At 62.6% G+C, this 17,281-nt stretch carries 17 protein-coding genes and 1 pseudogene; 9 read left to right on the forward strand and 9 right to left on the reverse strand.

Going from position 1 to position 17,281, the window contains the following annotated elements; translation table 11 throughout:
• Positions 1 to 68 precede the first annotated feature (68 nt).
• Both AC3B5Q_RS21935 and trmA read left to right on the forward strand, forming a co-directional pair.
• Positions 69 to 1,364, forward strand: a complete 1,296-nt coding sequence (locus AC3B5Q_RS21935) for an NCS2 family permease (protein ID WP_003251606.1) — start codon at positions 69 to 71, stop codon at positions 1,362 to 1,364.
• The gene (trmA, locus tag AC3B5Q_RS21940; RefSeq protein WP_021784301.1) at positions 1,361 to 2,446 is read left to right on the forward strand and encodes a tRNA (uridine(54)-C5)-methyltransferase TrmA; all 1,086 of its coding nucleotides are present in this window, start codon (positions 1,361 to 1,363) and stop codon (positions 2,444 to 2,446) included. The genes AC3B5Q_RS21935 and trmA overlap by 4 nt, the downstream gene beginning before the upstream one ends.
• Before the next feature lie 137 nt (positions 2,447 to 2,583).
• On the opposite strand, the gene pcaG is transcribed toward trmA, so the two are convergent.
• Both pcaG and pcaH read right to left on the reverse strand, forming a co-directional pair.
• Positions 2,584 to 3,189 (reverse strand): protocatechuate 3,4-dioxygenase subunit alpha, encoded by a 606-nt coding sequence (pcaG, locus tag AC3B5Q_RS21945; protein WP_021784302.1) that lies wholly within the window; start codon positions 3,187 to 3,189, stop codon positions 2,584 to 2,586.
• A gap of 10 nt (positions 3,190 to 3,199) precedes the next feature.
• A complete protein-coding gene (pcaH, locus tag AC3B5Q_RS21950; RefSeq protein WP_009682255.1) occupies positions 3,200 to 3,919 on the reverse strand; it encodes a protocatechuate 3,4-dioxygenase subunit beta in 720 nt (239 codons plus the stop codon).
• A gap of 200 nt (positions 3,920 to 4,119) precedes the next feature.
• Here pcaH and ypfJ point away from each other — a divergent pair, with 200 nt between their 5' ends.
• From ypfJ to AC3B5Q_RS21965, 3 genes and pseudogenes are all read left to right on the forward strand, one after another.
• A complete protein-coding gene (gene ypfJ, locus AC3B5Q_RS21955; RefSeq protein ID WP_101196261.1) occupies positions 4,120 to 5,010 on the forward strand; it encodes a KPN_02809 family neutral zinc metallopeptidase in 891 nt (296 codons plus the stop codon).
• Between the two features lie 307 nt (positions 5,011 to 5,317).
• Positions 5,318 to 6,247: pseudogene (locus AC3B5Q_RS21960) on the forward strand (methyl-accepting chemotaxis protein); the annotation flags it as partial.
• Complete coding sequence (locus AC3B5Q_RS21965) at positions 6,239 to 7,102, forward strand: methyl-accepting chemotaxis protein (protein ID WP_407726748.1); 864 nt, start codon at positions 6,239 to 6,241, stop codon at positions 7,100 to 7,102. The pseudogene AC3B5Q_RS21960 and the gene AC3B5Q_RS21965, both read left to right, overlap by 9 nt.
• 87 nt (positions 7,103 to 7,189) lie before the next feature.
• On the opposite strand, the gene ggt is transcribed toward AC3B5Q_RS21965, so the two are convergent.
• The 3 genes from ggt to mdaB all read right to left on the reverse strand — a co-directional run bounded on the left by ggt (position 7,190) and on the right by mdaB (position 10,645).
• Positions 7,190 to 8,857: a gamma-glutamyltransferase gene (gene ggt / locus AC3B5Q_RS21970; RefSeq protein WP_021784305.1), complete on the reverse strand. Its 1,668-nt coding sequence runs from the start codon at positions 8,855 to 8,857 to the stop codon at positions 7,190 to 7,192.
• Between the two features lie 117 nt (positions 8,858 to 8,974).
• Positions 8,975 to 9,871, reverse strand: a complete 897-nt coding sequence (locus AC3B5Q_RS21975) for a LysR family transcriptional regulator (RefSeq protein WP_021784306.1) — start codon at positions 9,869 to 9,871, stop codon at positions 8,975 to 8,977.
• A 183-nt stretch (positions 9,872 to 10,054) separates the two neighbouring features.
• The gene (gene mdaB / locus AC3B5Q_RS21980; protein ID WP_020193400.1) at positions 10,055 to 10,645 is read right to left on the reverse strand and encodes an NADPH:quinone oxidoreductase MdaB; all 591 of its coding nucleotides are present in this window, start codon (positions 10,643 to 10,645) and stop codon (positions 10,055 to 10,057) included.
• 163 nt (positions 10,646 to 10,808) lie between these two features.
• On the opposite strand from mdaB, the gene AC3B5Q_RS21985 reads away from it, so the two are divergent.
• On the forward strand, positions 10,809 to 11,123 hold the full coding sequence (locus tag AC3B5Q_RS21985) for a putative quinol monooxygenase (RefSeq protein WP_003251589.1): 315 nt from the start codon (positions 10,809 to 10,811) through the stop codon (positions 11,121 to 11,123).
• Here the strand turns inward: AC3B5Q_RS21985 and AC3B5Q_RS21990 are convergent.
• A complete protein-coding gene (locus AC3B5Q_RS21990) occupies positions 11,113 to 11,877 on the reverse strand; it encodes a sulfite exporter TauE/SafE family protein (RefSeq protein WP_021784307.1) in 765 nt (254 codons plus the stop codon). The two genes, AC3B5Q_RS21985 and AC3B5Q_RS21990, sit on opposite strands and share 11 nt — an antisense overlap.
• A 78-nt stretch (positions 11,878 to 11,955) precedes the next feature.
• Between AC3B5Q_RS21990 and AC3B5Q_RS21995 the strand changes: the two genes are divergently transcribed.
• Complete coding sequence (locus tag AC3B5Q_RS21995) at positions 11,956 to 12,837, forward strand: LysR family transcriptional regulator (RefSeq protein WP_028698122.1); 882 nt, start codon at positions 11,956 to 11,958, stop codon at positions 12,835 to 12,837.
• Between the two features lie 105 nt (positions 12,838 to 12,942).
• Here AC3B5Q_RS21995 and AC3B5Q_RS22000 read toward each other — a convergent pair whose 3' ends face one another.
• Positions 12,943 to 13,218 (reverse strand): metal/formaldehyde-sensitive transcriptional repressor, encoded by a 276-nt coding sequence (locus AC3B5Q_RS22000; protein WP_021784309.1) that lies wholly within the window; start codon positions 13,216 to 13,218, stop codon positions 12,943 to 12,945.
• Between the two features lie 70 nt (positions 13,219 to 13,288).
• Between AC3B5Q_RS22000 and dmeF the strand changes: the two genes are divergently transcribed.
• Both dmeF and AC3B5Q_RS22010 read left to right on the forward strand, forming a co-directional pair.
• On the forward strand, positions 13,289 to 14,218 hold the full coding sequence (gene dmeF / locus AC3B5Q_RS22005; protein ID WP_028698121.1) for a CDF family Co(II)/Ni(II) efflux transporter DmeF: 930 nt from the start codon (positions 13,289 to 13,291) through the stop codon (positions 14,216 to 14,218).
• A 96-nt stretch (positions 14,219 to 14,314) separates the two neighbouring features.
• A complete protein-coding gene (locus AC3B5Q_RS22010; protein WP_003251579.1) occupies positions 14,315 to 14,659 on the forward strand; it encodes a cupin domain-containing protein in 345 nt (114 codons plus the stop codon).
• Between the two features lie 148 nt (positions 14,660 to 14,807).
• On the opposite strand, the gene mmsB is transcribed toward AC3B5Q_RS22010, so the two are convergent.
• Together mmsB and AC3B5Q_RS22020 are read right to left on the reverse strand one after the other, a co-directional pair.
• Positions 14,808 to 15,695, reverse strand: coding sequence for a 3-hydroxyisobutyrate dehydrogenase (mmsB, locus tag AC3B5Q_RS22015; protein ID WP_010955321.1), 888 nt, complete (start codon positions 15,693 to 15,695; stop codon positions 14,808 to 14,810).
• Positions 15,696 to 15,705: 10 nt separating this feature from the next.
• On the reverse strand, positions 15,706 to 17,232 hold the full coding sequence (locus AC3B5Q_RS22020; RefSeq protein ID WP_021784312.1) for a CoA-acylating methylmalonate-semialdehyde dehydrogenase: 1,527 nt from the start codon (positions 17,230 to 17,232) through the stop codon (positions 15,706 to 15,708).
• Positions 17,233 to 17,281: the final 49 nt, after the last annotated feature.

A 17,281-nucleotide genomic window follows, 5' to 3' on the forward strand; every position in this document is an offset into this window, starting at 1 on the left:
GGTACGGTCTGTGCTTTGCTGATGGGGTCGATACATTCATGGCGCCGGGGGCGCCTTGGGGAGCGGGCATGCTGGAAAGGCTGTTTCAACTAAGAGCACACAACACCAACGTGCGCACCGAGATTCTCGCGGGCGTCACCACCTTCCTGGCCATGGCCTACATCCTGTTCGTCAACCCGAGCATCCTCGGCGAGACCGGCATGGACAAGGGCGCGATCTTCGTCGCCACCTGCCTGGCAGCGGCCATCGGCTCCGCCACCATGGGCCTGATTGCCAACTACCCGATCGCCCTGGCACCGGGCATGGGCCTGAACGCGTTCTTCACCTACACCGTGGTGCTGCACATGGGCCACACCTGGCAGGTGGCGCTGGGTGCCGTGTTCCTGTCTGCGGTGATGTTCTTCCTGCTGTCGATCTTCCGCATTCGCGAGTGGATCGTGAACAGCATTCCGCTGCCGCTGCGTTCGGCGATTGCCGCCGGTATCGGCCTGTTCCTAGCACTGATCGCCCTGCATAACGCTGGCATCGTCGTCGATAACCCAGCCACTTTGGTGGGCATGGGCGACCTCAAGCAGCCCTCGGTGATTCTCGCCACGCTGGGCTTCTTCCTGATCGTCGGCCTTGAGTCGCTGAAGGTGCGCGGCGCGGTATTGATCGGCATCCTGGCCGTCACCGTCGCGTCGATCGCCATGGGCGTCACGCCGTTCGGCGGGATCGTGTCGATGCCACCTTCGCTGGCACCCACCTTCCTGCAGCTGGACATCGCCGGTGCCCTCGATGTGGGCCTGATCAGCGTGATCTTCGCGTTCCTGTTCGTCGACCTGTTCGACAACTCCGGCACCCTGATCGCCGTGGCCAAGCGCGCCGGCCTGATGGGCAAGGACGGCCACATGCCGAAGATGGGCCGCGCCCTGATCGCCGACAGCACCGCCGCCATGGCCGGCTCCCTGCTGGGCACCTCGACCACCACCAGCTACATCGAATCTGCTGCGGGTGTGAGCGCCGGTGGCCGTACCGGCCTGACTGCCATCGTGGTTGCCGTGCTGTTCCTGCTGGCGCTGTTCTTCGCCCCGCTGGCCGGTAGCGTACCGGCCTTCGCCACGGCCCCGGCGCTGCTGTTCGTCGCCGTGCTGATGGCCTCGGGCCTGGCAGAAATAAACTGGGACGACGTGACCGAAGCCGCGCCGGTTGTCGTGACCGCCCTGGCCATGCCGCTGACCTACTCGATCGCCAATGGTATCGCCTTCGGCTTCATCGCCTGGACCGCCGTCAAACTGATTTCCGGCCGCCGTCGCGACCTGAACCCGGCCCTGGTGATCCTTTCCATCCTGTTCGTCATCAAGCTAGGCTGGTTCAACGCATGAGTGCTGCTTTCGACCCCTCCTCCTACGCGACCCAGCTGGATGCCAAAGTGGCCCGGCTGCGCGAGCTGCTGGCGCCGTTCGGCGCGCCGGAGCCGACTGTTTTCGACTCACCGCGCGAGCATTACCGCCTGCGCGCCGAGTTCCGCCTGTGGCGCGAGGATGGCCAGCGCCATTACGCCATGTTCGCCCCGGGCGAGAAGCACAAGGCAATCCTGATCGACGATTTCCCCATTGCCAGCCAGCGCATCAATGCATTGATGCCACGCCTGAAAGCGGCCTGGCAGGCCAGCGAAGAACTGGGCAATCGCCTGTTCCAGGTAGAGTTCCTCACCACCCTGGCTGGCGATGCAATGATCACGATGTGCTATCACCGCCCGCTGGACGAGGCTTGGGAAGTGGAAGCCCGGCAACTGGCTGACGCGCTGGGCGTGAGCGTCATTGGCCGTTCCAAGGGCAAGCGCCTGGTAATCGGCCGTGACTACGCGGTGGAAAAACTCGATGTGGCTGGCCGCGTGTTCAGTTACCGCCAGCCGGAGGGTGCGTTCACCCAGCCCAACGGCGCAGTGAACCAGAAGATGCTCAGCTGGGCCTTCGAGGCCATTGGCGAGCGTGAGGATGACTTGCTGGAGCTGTATTGCGGCAACGGCAACTTCACCCTGCCGCTGGCCACGCGTGTACGCCAGGTGCTGGCCACCGAAATCAGCAAGACATCGGTCAATGCCGCACTGAGCAACCTCGACGAGAACGCTGTGGATAACGTGCGGCTGGTACGTTTGTCGGCAGAGGAACTGACCCAGGCACTGAATGAGGTGCGGCCGTTCCGGCGCCTGGAAGGCATCGACCTGAAGAGTTATCAGTTCGGTACAGTGTTCGTCGACCCTCCGCGTGCGGGGATGGACCCAGATACCTGCGAGCTGACCCGTCGTTTCGAACGCATCCTGTACATCTCGTGCAACCCGGAAACACTGGCAGCGAACATTGCCCAGTTGCAGGACACCCACCGCATCGAGCGCTGTGCATTGTTTGACCAGTTCCCGTATACCCACCATATGGAAAGCGGGGTTCTGCTGGTTCGGCGCTGATCGTTGTATCGCCGGGGCTGCTTTGCAGCCCATTCGCGGGCAAGCCCGCTCCCACATTGATCGGCGTCGGTGTACGCAGATCGTTGTAGGAGCGGGCTTGCCCGCGAATGGGCCGCAGAGCGGCCCCAAGCTTCACCTCAGAAGTCGAAGAAGACTGTCTCCCCTTCCCCCTGAATGCGGATATCGAAGCGATATGCCGTCTTCCCATCCACTTCACAACGCTTGGCAATCAAGGTTTCTCGCCGCTGCGGCTGCTCGATCAGGTTGAGCACCGGGCACTTGGCGTTGGCCTGGGCCTCATCATCGAAATACAGGCGCGTGTGCAGGTGGATGTTGATGCCACGGGCAAACAGGCTGATGTTGATGTGCGGTGCCATCGGCACGCCAGCAGCGTTGTTCACCACACCCGGCTTGACCGTGTACAGCGTCCACTCACCGGCATCGAAAGTGGTAGCCGTGCGGCCAAAGCTGTTGAAGACGTTTTCCAGGTTGTAGGCATCCTGGTACTCACCGTTGGCGTCGGCCTGCCACACTTCCAGGAACGAATCGCGCACCAGGTGGCCGTTCCCGTCATATACGTGGCCGATCAGCAGAATGTGCTCGCCCGGGGCGTCCGGCTTGGCCAGGCAGTTCCAGATTTCCTGGTCGCGGGTCGGATTGCCGGCGGCTTCCAGGGCCAGGCCGATGTGCACGTAAGGGCCGGCAGTCTGCGAAGGGGTTTCCGGCAGCAGTTCGATTGGCATGGCGGGGTCCTCAGCAGTTTTCGAAGTGGGTCTTGCGCTGGCCGCGCAGCACGATGTCGAAGCGGTAGGCCAGGCAGTCCATCGGGTTGGCGTTGCTCATGTCGAGCTTGGCGATCAACTGCTGCACGGCTTGCGGGTTGGCGATCGACTTGACGATCGGGCACATCGGGATCAGCGGGTCACCCTCGAAATACAACTGAGTAATCAGCTTGGTAGCGATCGACGGGCCACTGATGGCGAAGTGGATATGCGCCGGGCGCCAATCGTTCGGGCCGTTGCGCCATGGGTACGGGCCCGGCTTGATGGTGCGGAAGCTGTAGTAGCCGTCGCGGTCGGTCAGGCATCGGCCAACACCACCGAAGTTCGGGTCCAGTGGCGCCAGGTAGCGGTCGTTCTTGTGGCGATAGCGGCCGCCGGCGTTGGCTTGCCACATCTCCACCAAGGTGTTCGGCACAGGCTTGCCGTACTGGTCGACGACACGGCCGGCGACGATGATGCGCTCGCCGATTGGCAGGCCGCCGTTATTGAAATTCAGCAGCAGATCATGGTCGTGGGCGCCGAAGCCCAGGTGGGAAAAGTCTGGACCAGTGGTTTCGCTGATCGACTGCGGAATGCTGACCAGTGCCTGGCGCGGCGAGCGGGCAACGGACGTCTTGTAGTCAGGCGTAAGGGCTTTAGGGTGCCAGTTGCGATCACGGATCACGAAGCGGCTGTTGTCCTGGGCGGGCATGCCGGTTTCCTCTCTTGGAATTGTGAGAACGCCTGGGCGTGGCAGGCGGACTTGCAGTTTCCGGCAGGCGGTACGTGATGAATACTGAAATCGACCACCTGATCCATAACCAAATGGTTATGTATCAACACCTCAGCCTGACACGTACCGCCTTCGTGAACTAATCTTTGTCTTCTTGTTTCACGCTCGGGAGAGCATTCATGGAATGGCGAAAAGGCCGACGCAGCGACAACGTGGTCGATGCCCGAGGCGAAGGTGGTGGCGGCGGCATGCGTTTCGGCGGCGGCAAGGGGCTGGGCCTCGGGGCGATCCTGCTGATCGTCGGTATCGGCTGGCTCACCGGGCAGGACCCGTTGCAGATTCTTGGCCAGCTTGCCGGCCAGATGGAGCAGCAACAACAGCAGACGGCGCCCAGTGGTGCGGGCGGCAAGGCGCCACCGGCCAACGACCAGCAAGCCGAGTTCGTCGCCTCGGTTCTGGGTGACACCGAAGACACCTGGAAAGCCCTGTTCGCCGAGGCCGGCAAACAATACCGTGACCCCAAACTGGTCCTGTTCAGCGGCCAGGTCAACTCGGCCTGTGGTTTTGCCTCGGCAGCGGTCGGGCCGTTCTATTGCCCGGCGGACCAGCGGGTGTATCTGGACATGTCGTTCTTCCGCGAAATGGAAACCCGCTTCGCTGCAGCTGGCGACTTCGCCCAGGCCTACGTGATCGCCCACGAAATCGGCCACCATGTGCAGACACTGCTGGGGGTTTCGGCCAAGGTCGATGCCGCACGACGCGCCGGCCAGCGCATGGAGGGCGACAACGGCCTGTTGGTGCGCCAGGAGTTGCAGGCCGACTGCCTGGCCGGCGTATGGGCCTATCAGGCGCAGAAACGCCTGAACTGGCTGGAGCCAGGCGATGTCGAGGAAGCGCTGAATGCGGCCAATGCCATTGGCGACGACCGCCTGCAGCAGCAAAGCCGCGGGCGCGTGGTGCCGGACTCGTTCACCCACGGCACCTCGGCGCAGCGGGTGCGCTGGTTCAAGACCGGGTTTGCCGAAGGTGAAGTGAACCGCTGCGATACCTTCAGCGCGCGCACCCTCTGATACCCGGCCCAACAGCGAACGAGTGAAAGCGCGTGCTGATGTTTTTGCTGAAAAAGCGTTTCAGCTTCCTCAATCATTGCCGATAACACCTGCACGATTCAGCGGGCATCCAGAACAATAACGCCTGGCGATCGAAGATCAAGAGAGCGAAATCAACTTCTGGAGAGCGTGCATGAACAGCTGGTTCGCCAACATCAGCGTCAATCTTAAACTCGGCCTGGGCTTCGGCCTGGTGCTGGTCCTCACCGGCCTGCTGGCCCTCACCGGCTGGACCAGCCTGGGCAGCCTGATCGACCGCAGCAACTGGATGGGCGACATCGGCCAGTTGAACAAGGACCTCACCAATCTGCGCATTGCGCGCCTGCAGTACATGATTGCCAACGGCGACGATACCGCCGCCGCCAACACCCTGGCCAAGCTGGACGCATTCAGCAAGCAGCAGGCCTACCTGGCCACCACTTTCAAAAGCCCGGAGAACGTCAAGCTGCTGGGTGAGCTGGGCGAAACCATCAGCGCCTACAAGCTGTCGCTGAACAAGATGCGCCAGGGCTACGACGCCACCCGCGCGGCGCGCGTTTCCATGGACAGATCGGCCATCCTCGCCGACCAGGCCATGGATGCGCTCAGCCAGGAAGTGATGGCTCGCCCCGAGGCTGACAGCGTGCGCCTGGCCCAGTACCAACTGATCAGCAAGGCCCGCCAGCAACTGCTGCAGGTGCGTATTGATGTGCGTGGTTACATCGCCGAAAACAGCAGCGCCAACGAACAGGCCGCGCTGCGCCAGCTGGATGCAGCACTGGCCGATACCGACAACCTCAAGCGCCAGCTGCCCAGCGAAGACGCGCGCCTGCAGCAGTTCGAAAACGCGGTACTGGCCTATCGTGACGCGGTACGCCAGTTCCGCGACGCGGTTGCCAACATCACCACCTCGCGCGCCGAAATGACCGTGCAGGGCGCCGACATCGTCAAGCGCAGCGACGCGCTGTACCAGATCCAGCTAGAGCGCCGTGACATCGAGAGTACCCAGGCCCGTAGCCTGCAGGCCATTGCCACACTGCTGGCGCTGCTGGTCGGCGTGCTGGCGGCGGTACTAATCACCCGCCAGATCACTCGCCCCTTGCAAGACACCCTGGCGGCCGTGGAAAAGATCGCCAGCGGCGACCTTACCCAGCACATGCGCGTCACCCGCCGCGACGAACTGGGTGTGCTGCAGCAAGGCATCGCGCGCATGGGCACCACCCTGCGCGAGCTGATCAGCGGCATCCGCGATGGCGTCACCCAGATCGCCAGCGCCGCCGAAGAGCTGTCGGCAGTCACCGAACAGACCAGCGCGGGCGCCAACAGTCAGAAGGTCGAGACCGACCAGGTGGCCACCGCCATGCACGAAATGGCCGCCACCGTACAGGAAGTGGCGCGCAATGCCGAGCAGGCCTCACATGCAGCCACCGGTGCAGATGACGAAGCTCGGGCCGGCGACCGCGTGGTAGGCGAAGCGATTGGCCAGATCGAACGCCTGGCCGAAGACATGCACCGCTCTACCGAGGCGATGAACCTGCTGCAGCAGGAAAGCCAGAAGATTGGTAGCGTGATGGACGTGATCAAGTCGGTGGCCGAACAGACCAACCTGCTGGCGCTCAACGCGGCGATCGAGGCGGCACGCGCCGGCGAGGCAGGCCGTGGCTTTGCCGTGGTTGCCGACGAAGTGCGCGGCTTGGCCCAGCGCACGCAAAAGTCTACCGAAGAGATCGAAGAGCTGATTGCCGGCCTGCAGCACGGTACCCAGCAAGTGGCGAGTGCCATGGAGGGCAGCCGTACCCTGACCGACAGCAGCGTCGAACTGGCGCGCAAGGCCGGGTCATCGCTGGAGAACATTACCAGTACGGTATCGAGCATCCAGTCGATGAACCAGCAGATTGCTGCGGCGGCAGAGCAGCAGAGTGCGGTGGCTGAAGAGATCAGCCGAAGCATCCTGAATGTGCGCGATGTGTCAGAGCAAACCGCGGCAGCCAGTGACGAGACGGCAGCGTCGAGTGTGGAGCTGGCGCGGTTGGGTGGGCAGTTGCAGACATTGGTCAGCCAGTTCCGCGTCTGACCGACCGCCTGGATTCGCGGGTAAACCCGCCCCTACAGATGTAGCAGGGGGTTTACCCGAGAATGCGTCAGCACGGCTTGCACAGCATCACTTGACGATCATCCCCACCCCACGCCCACGTGGATCAGAAGCGGTCTCAAGCTTCGCTCCATCGACTCGAATCGCCTGGATGTCACCCATCTCCCAGCCCTGGTCCTCCAGCACATAGCCCATCTTCTTCAGCTCGTCAGCTACCGGACCGGTCAGCGGCGCATAGCTGTCGAAGTAGATGGTGTCCTTGGGCAGCAACTGATGGTGCACGCGCTGCGCCGCCACCGCCTTGTCCAGCGGCATGCCGTAGTCGTACAGGTTGTTCATCACCTGGAAGATCGAGGTAAAGATCCGTGAACCACCCGGGGTACCGATAACCAGCTCGACCTTGCCATCGCGGGTCATCAGGCTGGGACTCATCGACGACAGCATGCGCTTGCCCGGTTCGATCGCGTTGGCATCACCGCCGACCACGCCAAAGGCGTTCGCCGCCCCCGGTTTGGCGCTGAAATCATCCATCTCGTCGTTGAGCAGGAAACCGGCGCCCTTCACCACCACACCACTGCCGTAGTCGAGGTTGAGGGTGTAGGTATTGCTGACCGCGTTGCCCTGCTTGTCGATGATCGAGAAATGCGTGGTCTGGTGCGGTTCGAGGCCCGGCTTGACCTTGTCGGTCTCGGAGATGGCCTTCGGGTTGACCTGGGCTGCGCGCTTGGCCAGGTAATCCTTGGCCACCAGCTGGTCCACCGGCACCTTGGTGAAGGCCGGGTCGCCCAGGTAGTCGGCGCGGTCGGCGAACACCCGCTTCTCGATCTCGGCCAACAGGTGGATGTACTGCGCCGAGTTATGCGCCACCCCTTTGAAGTCGGCCGCGCGGTCTTCCTTGATGCCCAGCAACTGGGCCAGCGCCACACCGCCGGAGCTCGGTGGCGGCGCGGTATACACCACATTGCCACGCCAGCTCACGGCCATCGGTTCACGCCATACCGCCTTGTAATCCTTAAGGTCGTCTTTGGTAATCAGGCCTTTGTCAGCCTGCATCTGCGCCACCAGCAAATCGGCGGTCTTGCCTTGATAGAACTCGCTCACGCCCTTGTCGGCTATACGCTCCAGGGTCTGGGCCATTTCCGGCTGCTTGAACAGCTCGCCGACCTTCATGTTGCCGAAGTAATCGTTGAAGTTGGTCGCGGTCTTGAACATGCCCTGGGCATCGTTGCGGTACTGGTACTGCTTTTCTGCCACCTTGAAGCCGTTTTTCGCATAGCCGATGGCCGGGGTCAGCAACTCGCTCCAGGGCAGCTTGCCGAACTTCTGGTGCGCCTCCCACAGGCCCATTACCGTACCGGGTACGCCTGCGGCACGTGCCCCGACCAGGCTGAGGTTCTCGATGACCTCGCCCTTGTCGTCCAGGTACATGTTGCGTGTGGCGGCCTTGGGCGCGACTTCGCGGTAGTCGAGGAAGTAAGGCTTGCCATCGACGAACAGGGTCATGAAGCCGCCACCGCCGATGTTACCGGCCTCCGGGTAAGTCACCGCCAGGGTGAAGGCGGTCGCCACTGCCGCGTCTACCGCGTTGCCGCCCTTTTTCAGAATATCGGCGGCCACCTGTGCACCATATTGATCGGGGGCGGCCACCGCGCCGCCCTCCAGCGTGGCGGCGTAAACCGAGGAACAGCTCAGGATCGCGGCTGCGAGAGCCAGGTACTGGAAAGGGACAATGCGCATGACACTTCCTTGGTGTTGTTTTTGTCGAGCACTCAGTAAGGCCGAAGCGCTTCGACTGTGCAATCAACCGTCGGAAGTTTCGCCGCCTGTGGACAGAATTTGTCGCGTTCAGGCAACTCAGCAGGCGTACATGGCCAGCTTGCGCTGGATGAAATCCAGGAAGCACTGGATGCGCAGCGCCAACTGGGTGTTGCGGTAATACACCGCGTGGATCGGCTGACGGTAGCCATTATTGGCCTCGCTCAGCAGCACCTGCAGGCGCCCTGTACGGATATCTTCGTGGGTCATGAAGTGCGACAGGCTGACGATGCCCTCCCCGGCCAGCGCCAGCTGGCGCAGGGTTTCGCCGCTGGAAGCGACCAGCGTCGGGCGGATGCTCCAACGATCGCCCTGAGCGTGGCGTAGCGGCCAATGATTGAGCGACTCAGGTTGGCTGAAGCCGAGCAGACAGTGGTCGGCCAGCTCCTCGACCTCCCGTGGCGTGCCGTGCTGCTCCAGGTAGGCCGGACTGGCCAGCACCTGCACCGGACTGCAACCCAGGCTGCGCGCATGCAGGCTGGAGTCGGCCAGTTCACCGATGCGGATCGCCACATCGGTGCTCTGCTCCAGCAGGTCGATGATCAGGTCGTCAGTGTTGAGTTCCAGTTCGATGCCCGGGTACTGGCGGCGGAACTCGCCGATCCACGGCAGGATGGCATGCAGCATGAACGGCGCCGCAGCATTGATGCGCAATCGCCCGGTCGGGGTCTGGCGGTTCATCGACAGACGCTCTTCCATCTCGTCCATCTGCTGCAGGATCAGCCGCGAGCGCTCAAGAAAATAACGACCCTCTTCGGTAAGGTCCATGCGCCGGGTGGTGCGGTTGACCAGCGTGGTGCCCAGCTTGCCCTCCAGGCGCGACAGGGTGCGGCTGACGGCAGACGGGGTCTGGCCCATCTGCTCGGCAGCAGCGGAAATCGAGCCGCAGTCGATGACGGCGACGAATACCTGGAGTTCTTCGGATCGGGTTTTCACATCTAGGCCTGTGGTTGGTCTGTGCAAGGATTAGATAACCGCTTGTCGAGGCCAAGTCCAGCGGCGCCTGTACGGGCCTATTCGCGGGCTTGCCCGCTCCCACAAGTACTGCAAAGTCCTTGAAACCTGTGTAATACCTGTGAGAGCGGGCAAGCCCGCGAATAGGCCCGTACAGGCATAAAATTACTGTGCCTTGCCAAACACCTTGTCCAGATGCGCCTCATAAGCTGCCAACGCCGCCGGCACATCCGGGCGCTTCATCACATCCACCGCCAGGAAGGTCGGCAGGCCGGTCATACCCAAGAACTGGTTGGCCTTGTGGAACGGGAAGTACACGGCATCCACCCCTTTGCCTTCAAAGAAATCGCTCGGGTCATCGAACGCCTGCTGCGGCGCGTTCCAGGTCAGCGACAACATGTATTGCTTGCCGTGCACCAAACCACCGCTGCCGTATTTTTGCGAGTGGTCCGAACGGGTACGGCCATCATTGGCATACAGGCTGCCATGGCCGGCAGTGAATACCTCGTCGATGTACTTCTTAACGGTCCACGGCGCGCCCATCCACCAGCCGGGCATCTGATAGATCACCACATCGGCCCAGAGGAATTTCTCCACCTCTTCCTGGGCATCGTAGCCGCCATCGATGAACGTCTGGCGCACATCGAAACCGGCGCGGTCCAGATGAGCGATGGCCGCTTCGTGCAAGGTCGCGTTGAGACGGCCTTCGGAGTGAGCGAACTGTTTACCACCATTGAGCAGAAGGATCTTTTTCATGCTGGCCTCCACGGCCGAATCAAAAATTGATGCCGGCAGGTTAGAGGCTCGCGGGGGCGGGATACAGCGGTGACGGGGCAAAATACAATTGACCAGAAGTCACGAATGAGCAATACATTATTGCCGTAGAATAGCGTCACCCCCCATCACCGAGTAGCGCCCCATGAGTGAGCCGTTCGCCTTTATCCTCAAAGCCAAGACCCGCCCGGAAATGGCTGATGCGTTCGAAAACCTGTTCCGTCCCTACGTCGAGCCAAGCCGCCAGGAACCCGGCTGCATCGAATACCACATGCTGCGCGACCAGCAGGACCCGAGCCTGTTTGTGTTCTTCGAAGTGTGGGCCGACAAGGCCGCGCTGGACGTGCACTCGGCCCTCCCGCACATGGCCGCCTTCTTCGAAAAGCGCATGGACTACCTGGAGCGCGATTTCGATATCCAGAGGGTCGACATGCTCAGCGCTTCGTCCGCTAGCCGCTGATCAGCAGATGGCCGCCGAGTGCGGCCAGGCCGATGAAAAAGCAACGCTTGAACAGCAGCGCGCTGATCCGCTGACGCAGCCACTGCCCCGCCAGCATGCCGAGCAAGGCCGGCGCCAGCATCAGCAGCGACGCTCCTAGCGCCTGGCCACCCAAGGCATCCTGCCCGGCCAGACCTAGGGCCAAGGCCAGGGTCGACACCGTAAACGACAAGCCCAGGGCCTGGATCATCTGCTCGCGGTTCAAACCCAGGCTCTGCAGATAAGGCACCGCTGGCATCACGAACACCCCGGTCGACGCGGTGACCACACCCGTGACCAGCCCGCAAAGCGGTCCCAGCCAGCGCTCGTGTGCCGGTTTCACATGCAAGCCCAAGCCGACCAACCCATACAACGCATAGACCAGCAAGGCGCCCCCCAGCGCGTGCGCAGCCCATGGGCCACTGTTGATTCCCACCCAGGCGCTGCCCAGCAAGGTGCCGACAAAGATCAATACCAGCATCGGCCCCAGGCGGACCAACAACCCTCGCAAGTGCCCGCCGCAGGCCAACTGCCACAGGTTGGTGAGGGTCGAGGGCACGATCAGCAAAGCGGCAGCCTGCGCTGGCGGCATAGCCAGGCCCAACAGGCCCATGGCAATGGTCGGCAGGCCCAGGCCAATGACCCCCTTCACTGCCCCAGCCAGCAGGAAGGTCAGTACAACCAGCAACGACAGTGCCGGGCCAATGTTCTGGTAGAACGCGAGCAAGGTAGTCATGGGGCCGATGATGGCGCACCCCGGGCAACGTGAGAATCTGCCATATACTCAGCCAGCCTCTTGCCAGGACAGAGCCACATGCATTTCGACCTGATCGACCTCAAGCTGTTCCTGCACACCCTGGAGTGCGGCAACATTACCGCCGGCGCCAGCCGCAGCCATCTGTCGCTGCCGGCAGCCAGTGCGCGCATTCGCGCCATGGAAGCATCGCTGGGCATTCCCTTGCTGGAACGTAACCGCCGTGGCGTACAACCAACGCCGGCTGGCCAGGCACTCTTGCAGCATGCACGGCTGATAACGCAGCAGGTCGAACGCCTGCAATTCGACCTGGGCCAATACGCGCAAGGGCAGCAAGGCCAAGTGCGCCTGCTGTGCAACACCGCAGCGCTGACCGAATACCTGCCCGAACTGCTGGCCAGCTACCTGGCTGAAAACCCGGGCGTCAGCGTGGATGTGCAAGAGCTGCCGAGTTTGCGCATCGTGCAGGCAATTACCCAAGGCATGGCCGACCTGGGTATCGTTTCCACAGCCGCCCCCAGCGAGCACCTGCAGACCCGGCAGTTTCGAGACGACCCGCTGGTGCTAGTGACGCCCCAGGGCCACCCCCTGGCCAGTGCGCTGGCGCCAAGTTTCGTCGACAGCCTGGCCCATGGCTATGTAGGCCTGGGGGCCGGCAGTGCATTGGGGTTGTATCTGGAAGAGCAAGCGCTGCACGAGGGGCAGCGCATGCAGGTCCGGGTGCGTGCCGAGGGGTTTGATGGGGTGATCCGCATGGTCGCGGGCGGGGCCGGAATCGGGGTCGTGCCGCTGGCGGCAGTACAGCGCTGGCAAGGCATGCTGCCGTTGCACTGGGTTGCGCTGCAGGAGCCATGGGCCAACCGCCGGTTGCTGGTGTGCGCGCGGGATTTTGCGACATTGCCGGGCTATGCCGCAGAACTGGTAGCCACCTTTACCCATTGACAGCCTTCGCTGGCACGACTGCTTCCACAAACTCGTTCGCGTACCGCTCGGACCGTGAGGGTATTGATACCCCCTGGGGTATTCGTGAAAGGGTACGGCGACCCCCTACTTCAGATAAGAACGCAACAACGCCGCCACCTTGTCTGCCTCGTCCTGCCGTTCCTCGGCACTCAGGCCGTCCGCCACGAGGTGATCGCGGATGTGCCCTTCCATCACCTCGGCCATCAGCCCGTTCACCGCGCCGCGCACGGCAGCGATCTGCTGCAGGATCGCCAGACAGTCCTTGTCCTGATCCAGCGCCGTCTCCAGGGCGGCGGCTTGGCCTTTGATCTTGCGCACCCGGGTCAACAGCTGCTTCTTGCTCTTCAGGGTATGTGCCATTGGGCTTAACACCATGCTAGGTATACTGGGGTATAGTATTTGTCTCGATCTTCCGGGAGCATGATAAACCATGGCGACACAAACCTCAGACCGCTGGCAGCACAGCCACCAGTTCCACACCAGCAACCTGGGCGCTGAGCGCAAAACCCGCCTGGCGGTTTGGCTGACCGCAGTGATGATGGTGGCGGAGGTTGCCGGAGGCTGGTACTTCAACTCCATGGCGCTGCTGGCCGACGGCTGGCACATGAGCTCCCACGCCCTGGCACTTGGCCTGTCCTTGCTTGCCTACGCTGCCGCTCGGCGCTATGCAGGTGACCGGCGCTTTGCCTTCGGCACCTGGAAGATCGAAATTCTCGGCGGCTACTCCAGCGCACTGCTATTGCTGGGCGTGGCCGGACTGATGGCGTTCCAGTCGGTGGAACGGCTGTTGGCGCCGGGACAGATCCACTATGACGAGGCTATCTTGATTGCCGTGGCGGGCCTCGCCGTCAACCTCATCTGCGCCTGGCTGCTACGCGATGACCATCATCATGACCATCACCCTCACAGCCACGATCATCATCACCATCACCACCACGACCTGAACCTGCGCTCGGCCTACCTGCATGTGATGGCCGATGCCGCCACTTCGGTGCTGGCCATTGCTGCCTTGCTGGCCGGCAAGTTCTGGGGCGCCAGTTGGCTCGACCCAGCGATGGGCCTCGTCGGTGCGCTGCTGGTCGCGCTGTGGGCCCGTGGCCTGCTGCGCGATACCGGGCGAGTGTTACTGGACGCCGAGATGGACGCCCCAGTTGTGGCGGAAATCCGAGAAGTGGTAGCGCAATTGCCGGCGCCGGCCAGTATCACCGACCTGCATGTCTGGCGGGTGGGCAGGGACCAGTACGCCTGCATTCTTGGCCTGGCCACCCAGGCCACACTGAATGCCGACGGCGTGCGCCAGGCCCTGGCCGTGCACGAAGAGTTGGCGCACATCACTGTCGAGGTAAACCGCCTGCCATAGCGCGGCCAGACACCTGGACGTCGAGCCCAGGCAACTGCGGCGCGGCCGTTGGGCCTATGGTGACCAGTCATTCAGCCAGTCACCAGGAGTTGTGCCATGTCCGATTTCATCACCGTCCTGCGCGAAACCTGCCCGACGCCGGTCGTGGACGCCACCAAGTGGAAGCGCATCGGCGGCGATCCGCACACCGTCAACCTCAATGCCTACCTGTCGGCCGACGGCAGCAAAATCATGGGCACCTGGATCTGCACCCCAGGCAAGTTCGAGGTCAACTACGATAAATGGGAGTTCTGCCACTTCCTCGATGGCTACTGCATCATCACCCCGGAAGGCGAAGAGCCGAAGCACCTGAAAGCGGGTGATGTGTTCGTTATCGAGCCAGGCATGAAAGGTACCTGGGAAGTGGTCGAGACTGTACGCAAGTATTTCGTCTTCGCCTGACTTGTAGGCGCGGGTTTACCCGCTCCTGCAACGGCCACGCAATACCTGTAAGCGTGGACAAAAAAAATCGCGAAGCAGACGCCCTTCCCTCTGGTGCGCAGTTACAGAGGGAAGGCCGCCTGGCCCGCGATGAAATCCACCTCTTGCATCAATCCTTCTTGCGATAACCCTCGACGATGGCCGAGAAGTCCTTGCCACCCTCACCTCGCAAACTCATGGCCTGATACAACTGTTGGGCCACGGCACCGAGAATCACCGGTTGGTGTGCCTGGCGTGCCGCTTCGGTGGCCAGCCCCAGGTCCTTGAGCATGAGTTCGGCGCCAAAGCCACCGGTGTAGCCACGCGATGCCGGTGCGGTTTCGATGATGCCCGGCCACGGGTTGTAGGTGTCCGAGCTCCAGCAACGCCCGGTCGAACTGTTGATGATGCCGGCCAGCACCTTGGTATCGATGCCCAACGCGTTACCCAGGGCCATGGCCTCGGATACGCCGATCATCGAAATGCCTAACAGCAGGTTATTGCAGATCTTGGCGATCTGGCCGGTACCGACTTCCCCGCAGTGCACAATGTTGCGGCCCATCTGCTCCAGTACCGGCTTGAGGCTGGCGAACAACTCGGTACTGGCGCCAACCATGAACGTCAGGGTGCCCGCCGCGGCGCCGCCAGTACCACCGGAAACCGGCGCATCACCCATGTCCACGCCCTTCGCCGCTGCGGCCTTGGACACATCACGTGCGGTCTGCGGGTCGATGGTGCTGCAGTCAACGGTCGGCGTGCCAGGGCGAATGCCGGCCAGTACGCCGTCCTCGTTCAAATACACGCTACGTACATGGGCTGCGGCCGGCAGCATGGTGATCACCAGCTCGCTGTTGGCCGCCGCGTCCTTGGGCGAGGGGCTGATCTGCCCGCCCAGTTCTGCCAGCTCTGCCAGCACGGCCTTGTTCAGGTCGAACAGGTTCAGCTGATGCCCGGCCTTGATCAGGTTGCGAGCCATGGGCGCGCCCATGTTGCCCAGGCCGATGAATGCGATACGCATAACGTACTCCTTAGCGCAGGCTAATGGTGGTGTTCACACCGTCGTTGACGCTGTCGTCATCGAACCAGCGAGCAGTGACAGTCTTGGTCTGAGTGTAGAACTGCACCACTTGCTTGCCGTACGGCCCGAGATCACCGAGCTTGGAACCACGCGAGCCGGTGAAGCTGAAGAACGGTACGGGTACCGGGATCGGGATGTTGATGCCGACCTGGCCGATATCGATCTCGCTCTGGAACTTGCGTGCTGCCGCGCCGCTCTGGGTGAACAGGCCGGTGCCGTTGCCAAACGGGTTGGCGTTGACCAGGGCGATGGCCTCGTCGAGCGTGTCGACTTCCAGGGTCACCAGCACCGGGCCGAAGATTTCCTGGGTATACACCTGCATGTCGGTCTTCACGCCCGAGAACAGGGTCGGGCCGACGAAGTTGCCTTGCTCATAGCCCGGTACCTTGACGTCACGGCCGTCGAGTTCCAGCTTGGCGCCTTCCTTGATACCGCTTTCGATCAGGCCCAGCACACGCTCCTTGGCCCGCTTGGAAACCACCGGGCCAACGTCGGTGCCCGGCTCGCAGCCAGCATTGACCTTGAGCTTGCTGGCAGCCTCCTTGATATCCGGCAACCATTCGCGGGCCTTGCCCACCAACACTGCCACCGAGGTCGCCATGCAGCGCTGGCCCGCCGCGCCGAAGGCCGCACCGACCAGCGCATTGATGGTTTGCGTGCGGTTGGCATCAGGCAACACCACCGCGTGGTTCTTGGCGCCCATCATTGACTGCACACGCTTGCCATGCTGGCTGCCGAGGTTGTACACGTGCGTACCGACTTCAGTAGAGCCCACGAAGGAAATCGCCTTGATGTCCTGGTGGGTGCAAATGGCATCCACCACCTGCTTGCCGCCGTGCACCACGTTCAGCACGCCGGCCGGTACGCCGGCTTCCAGCGCCAGCTCGACCAGAAGCATGGTCGACAGCGGATCCTGCTCGGATGGTTTGAGCACGAAGGTGTTGCCGCAGACGATGGCCATGGGGAACATCCACAGCGGGATCATCGCCGGGAAGTTGAACGGGGTGATGCCAGCGCACACGCCGATCGGCTGGCGCAAGGTGTAGGTATCGACACCGCCGGCGACGTTCTCGGCGAATTCGCCCATCTGCAGGGTGCCAATGGACGCCGCGTGCTCGACCACTTCCAGGCCGCGGAAGATATCACCTTCGGCGTCGGCCAGGGTCTTGCCCTGCTCGGCGCTGAGTACCTGGGCAATGCGTTTGGTGTGTTCGCGGATCAGCGCCTGCAGCTTGAGCATGATGCGCATGCGCGCGCCGATCGGGGTGTCACGCCAGGTCTGGAATGCGCGGTGCGCGGCGGCCACGGCTGCATCGACTTCCTCGACGGTGGCGAACGGTACGCGCGCCAGCACCTCTTGGGTGGCCGGGTTGACGATGTCACGCCATTCGGTGGTTCTGGACTCGACCCACTGGCCGTCGATCAGCAGCTTGACCTGCTCAACCTTGGTGCTGTTAGGGGATTGCGGTGCGTTCATCTGCGTTCTCCTTGGAATTATTGTCGGGACGAGATCGCCAGCGCCGGGC

The sequence above is a fragment of the Pseudomonas sp. D5(2026) genome (assembly GCF_057766845.1).

What these genes read in the sequence shown, in the direction of transcription:
- mmsB (WP_010955321.1), bottom strand. Translation starts at nt 15,695, where the DNA reads ATGCGTATCGCATTCATCGGCCTGGGCAACATGGGCGCGCCCATGGCT.
- ypfJ (WP_101196261.1), top strand. Translation starts at nt 4,120, where the DNA reads ATGGAATGGCGAAAAGGCCGACGCAGCGACAACGTGGTCGATGCCCGA.
- dmeF (WP_028698121.1), top strand. Translation starts at nt 13,289, where the DNA reads ATGGCGACACAAACCTCAGACCGCTGGCAGCACAGCCACCAGTTCCAC.
- AC3B5Q_RS21990 (WP_021784307.1), bottom strand. Translation starts at nt 11,877, where the DNA reads ATGACTACCTTGCTCGCGTTCTACCAGAACATTGGCCCGGCACTGTCG.
- AC3B5Q_RS22020 (WP_021784312.1), bottom strand. Translation starts at nt 17,232, where the DNA reads ATGAACGCACCGCAATCCCCTAACAGCACCAAGGTTGAGCAGGTCAAG.
- AC3B5Q_RS21995 (WP_028698122.1), top strand. Translation starts at nt 11,956, where the DNA reads ATGCATTTCGACCTGATCGACCTCAAGCTGTTCCTGCACACCCTGGAG.
- AC3B5Q_RS21965 (WP_407726748.1), top strand. Translation starts at nt 6,239, where the DNA reads ATGGGCACCACCCTGCGCGAGCTGATCAGCGGCATCCGCGATGGCGTC.
- ggt (WP_021784305.1), bottom strand. Translation starts at nt 8,857, where the DNA reads ATGCGCATTGTCCCTTTCCAGTACCTGGCTCTCGCAGCCGCGATCCTG.
- AC3B5Q_RS21985 (WP_003251589.1), top strand. Translation starts at nt 10,809, where the DNA reads ATGAGTGAGCCGTTCGCCTTTATCCTCAAAGCCAAGACCCGCCCGGAA.
- mdaB (WP_020193400.1), bottom strand. Translation starts at nt 10,645, where the DNA reads ATGAAAAAGATCCTTCTGCTCAATGGTGGTAAACAGTTCGCTCACTCC.
- pcaG (WP_021784302.1), bottom strand. Translation starts at nt 3,189, where the DNA reads ATGCCAATCGAACTGCTGCCGGAAACCCCTTCGCAGACTGCCGGCCCT.
- pcaH (WP_009682255.1), bottom strand. Translation starts at nt 3,919, where the DNA reads ATGCCCGCCCAGGACAACAGCCGCTTCGTGATCCGTGATCGCAACTGG.
- AC3B5Q_RS22010 (WP_003251579.1), top strand. Translation starts at nt 14,315, where the DNA reads ATGTCCGATTTCATCACCGTCCTGCGCGAAACCTGCCCGACGCCGGTC.
- AC3B5Q_RS21935 (WP_003251606.1), top strand. Translation starts at nt 69, where the DNA reads ATGCTGGAAAGGCTGTTTCAACTAAGAGCACACAACACCAACGTGCGC.
- AC3B5Q_RS22000 (WP_021784309.1), bottom strand. Translation starts at nt 13,218, where the DNA reads ATGGCACATACCCTGAAGAGCAAGAAGCAGCTGTTGACCCGGGTGCGC.
- trmA (WP_021784301.1), top strand. Translation starts at nt 1,361, where the DNA reads ATGAGTGCTGCTTTCGACCCCTCCTCCTACGCGACCCAGCTGGATGCC.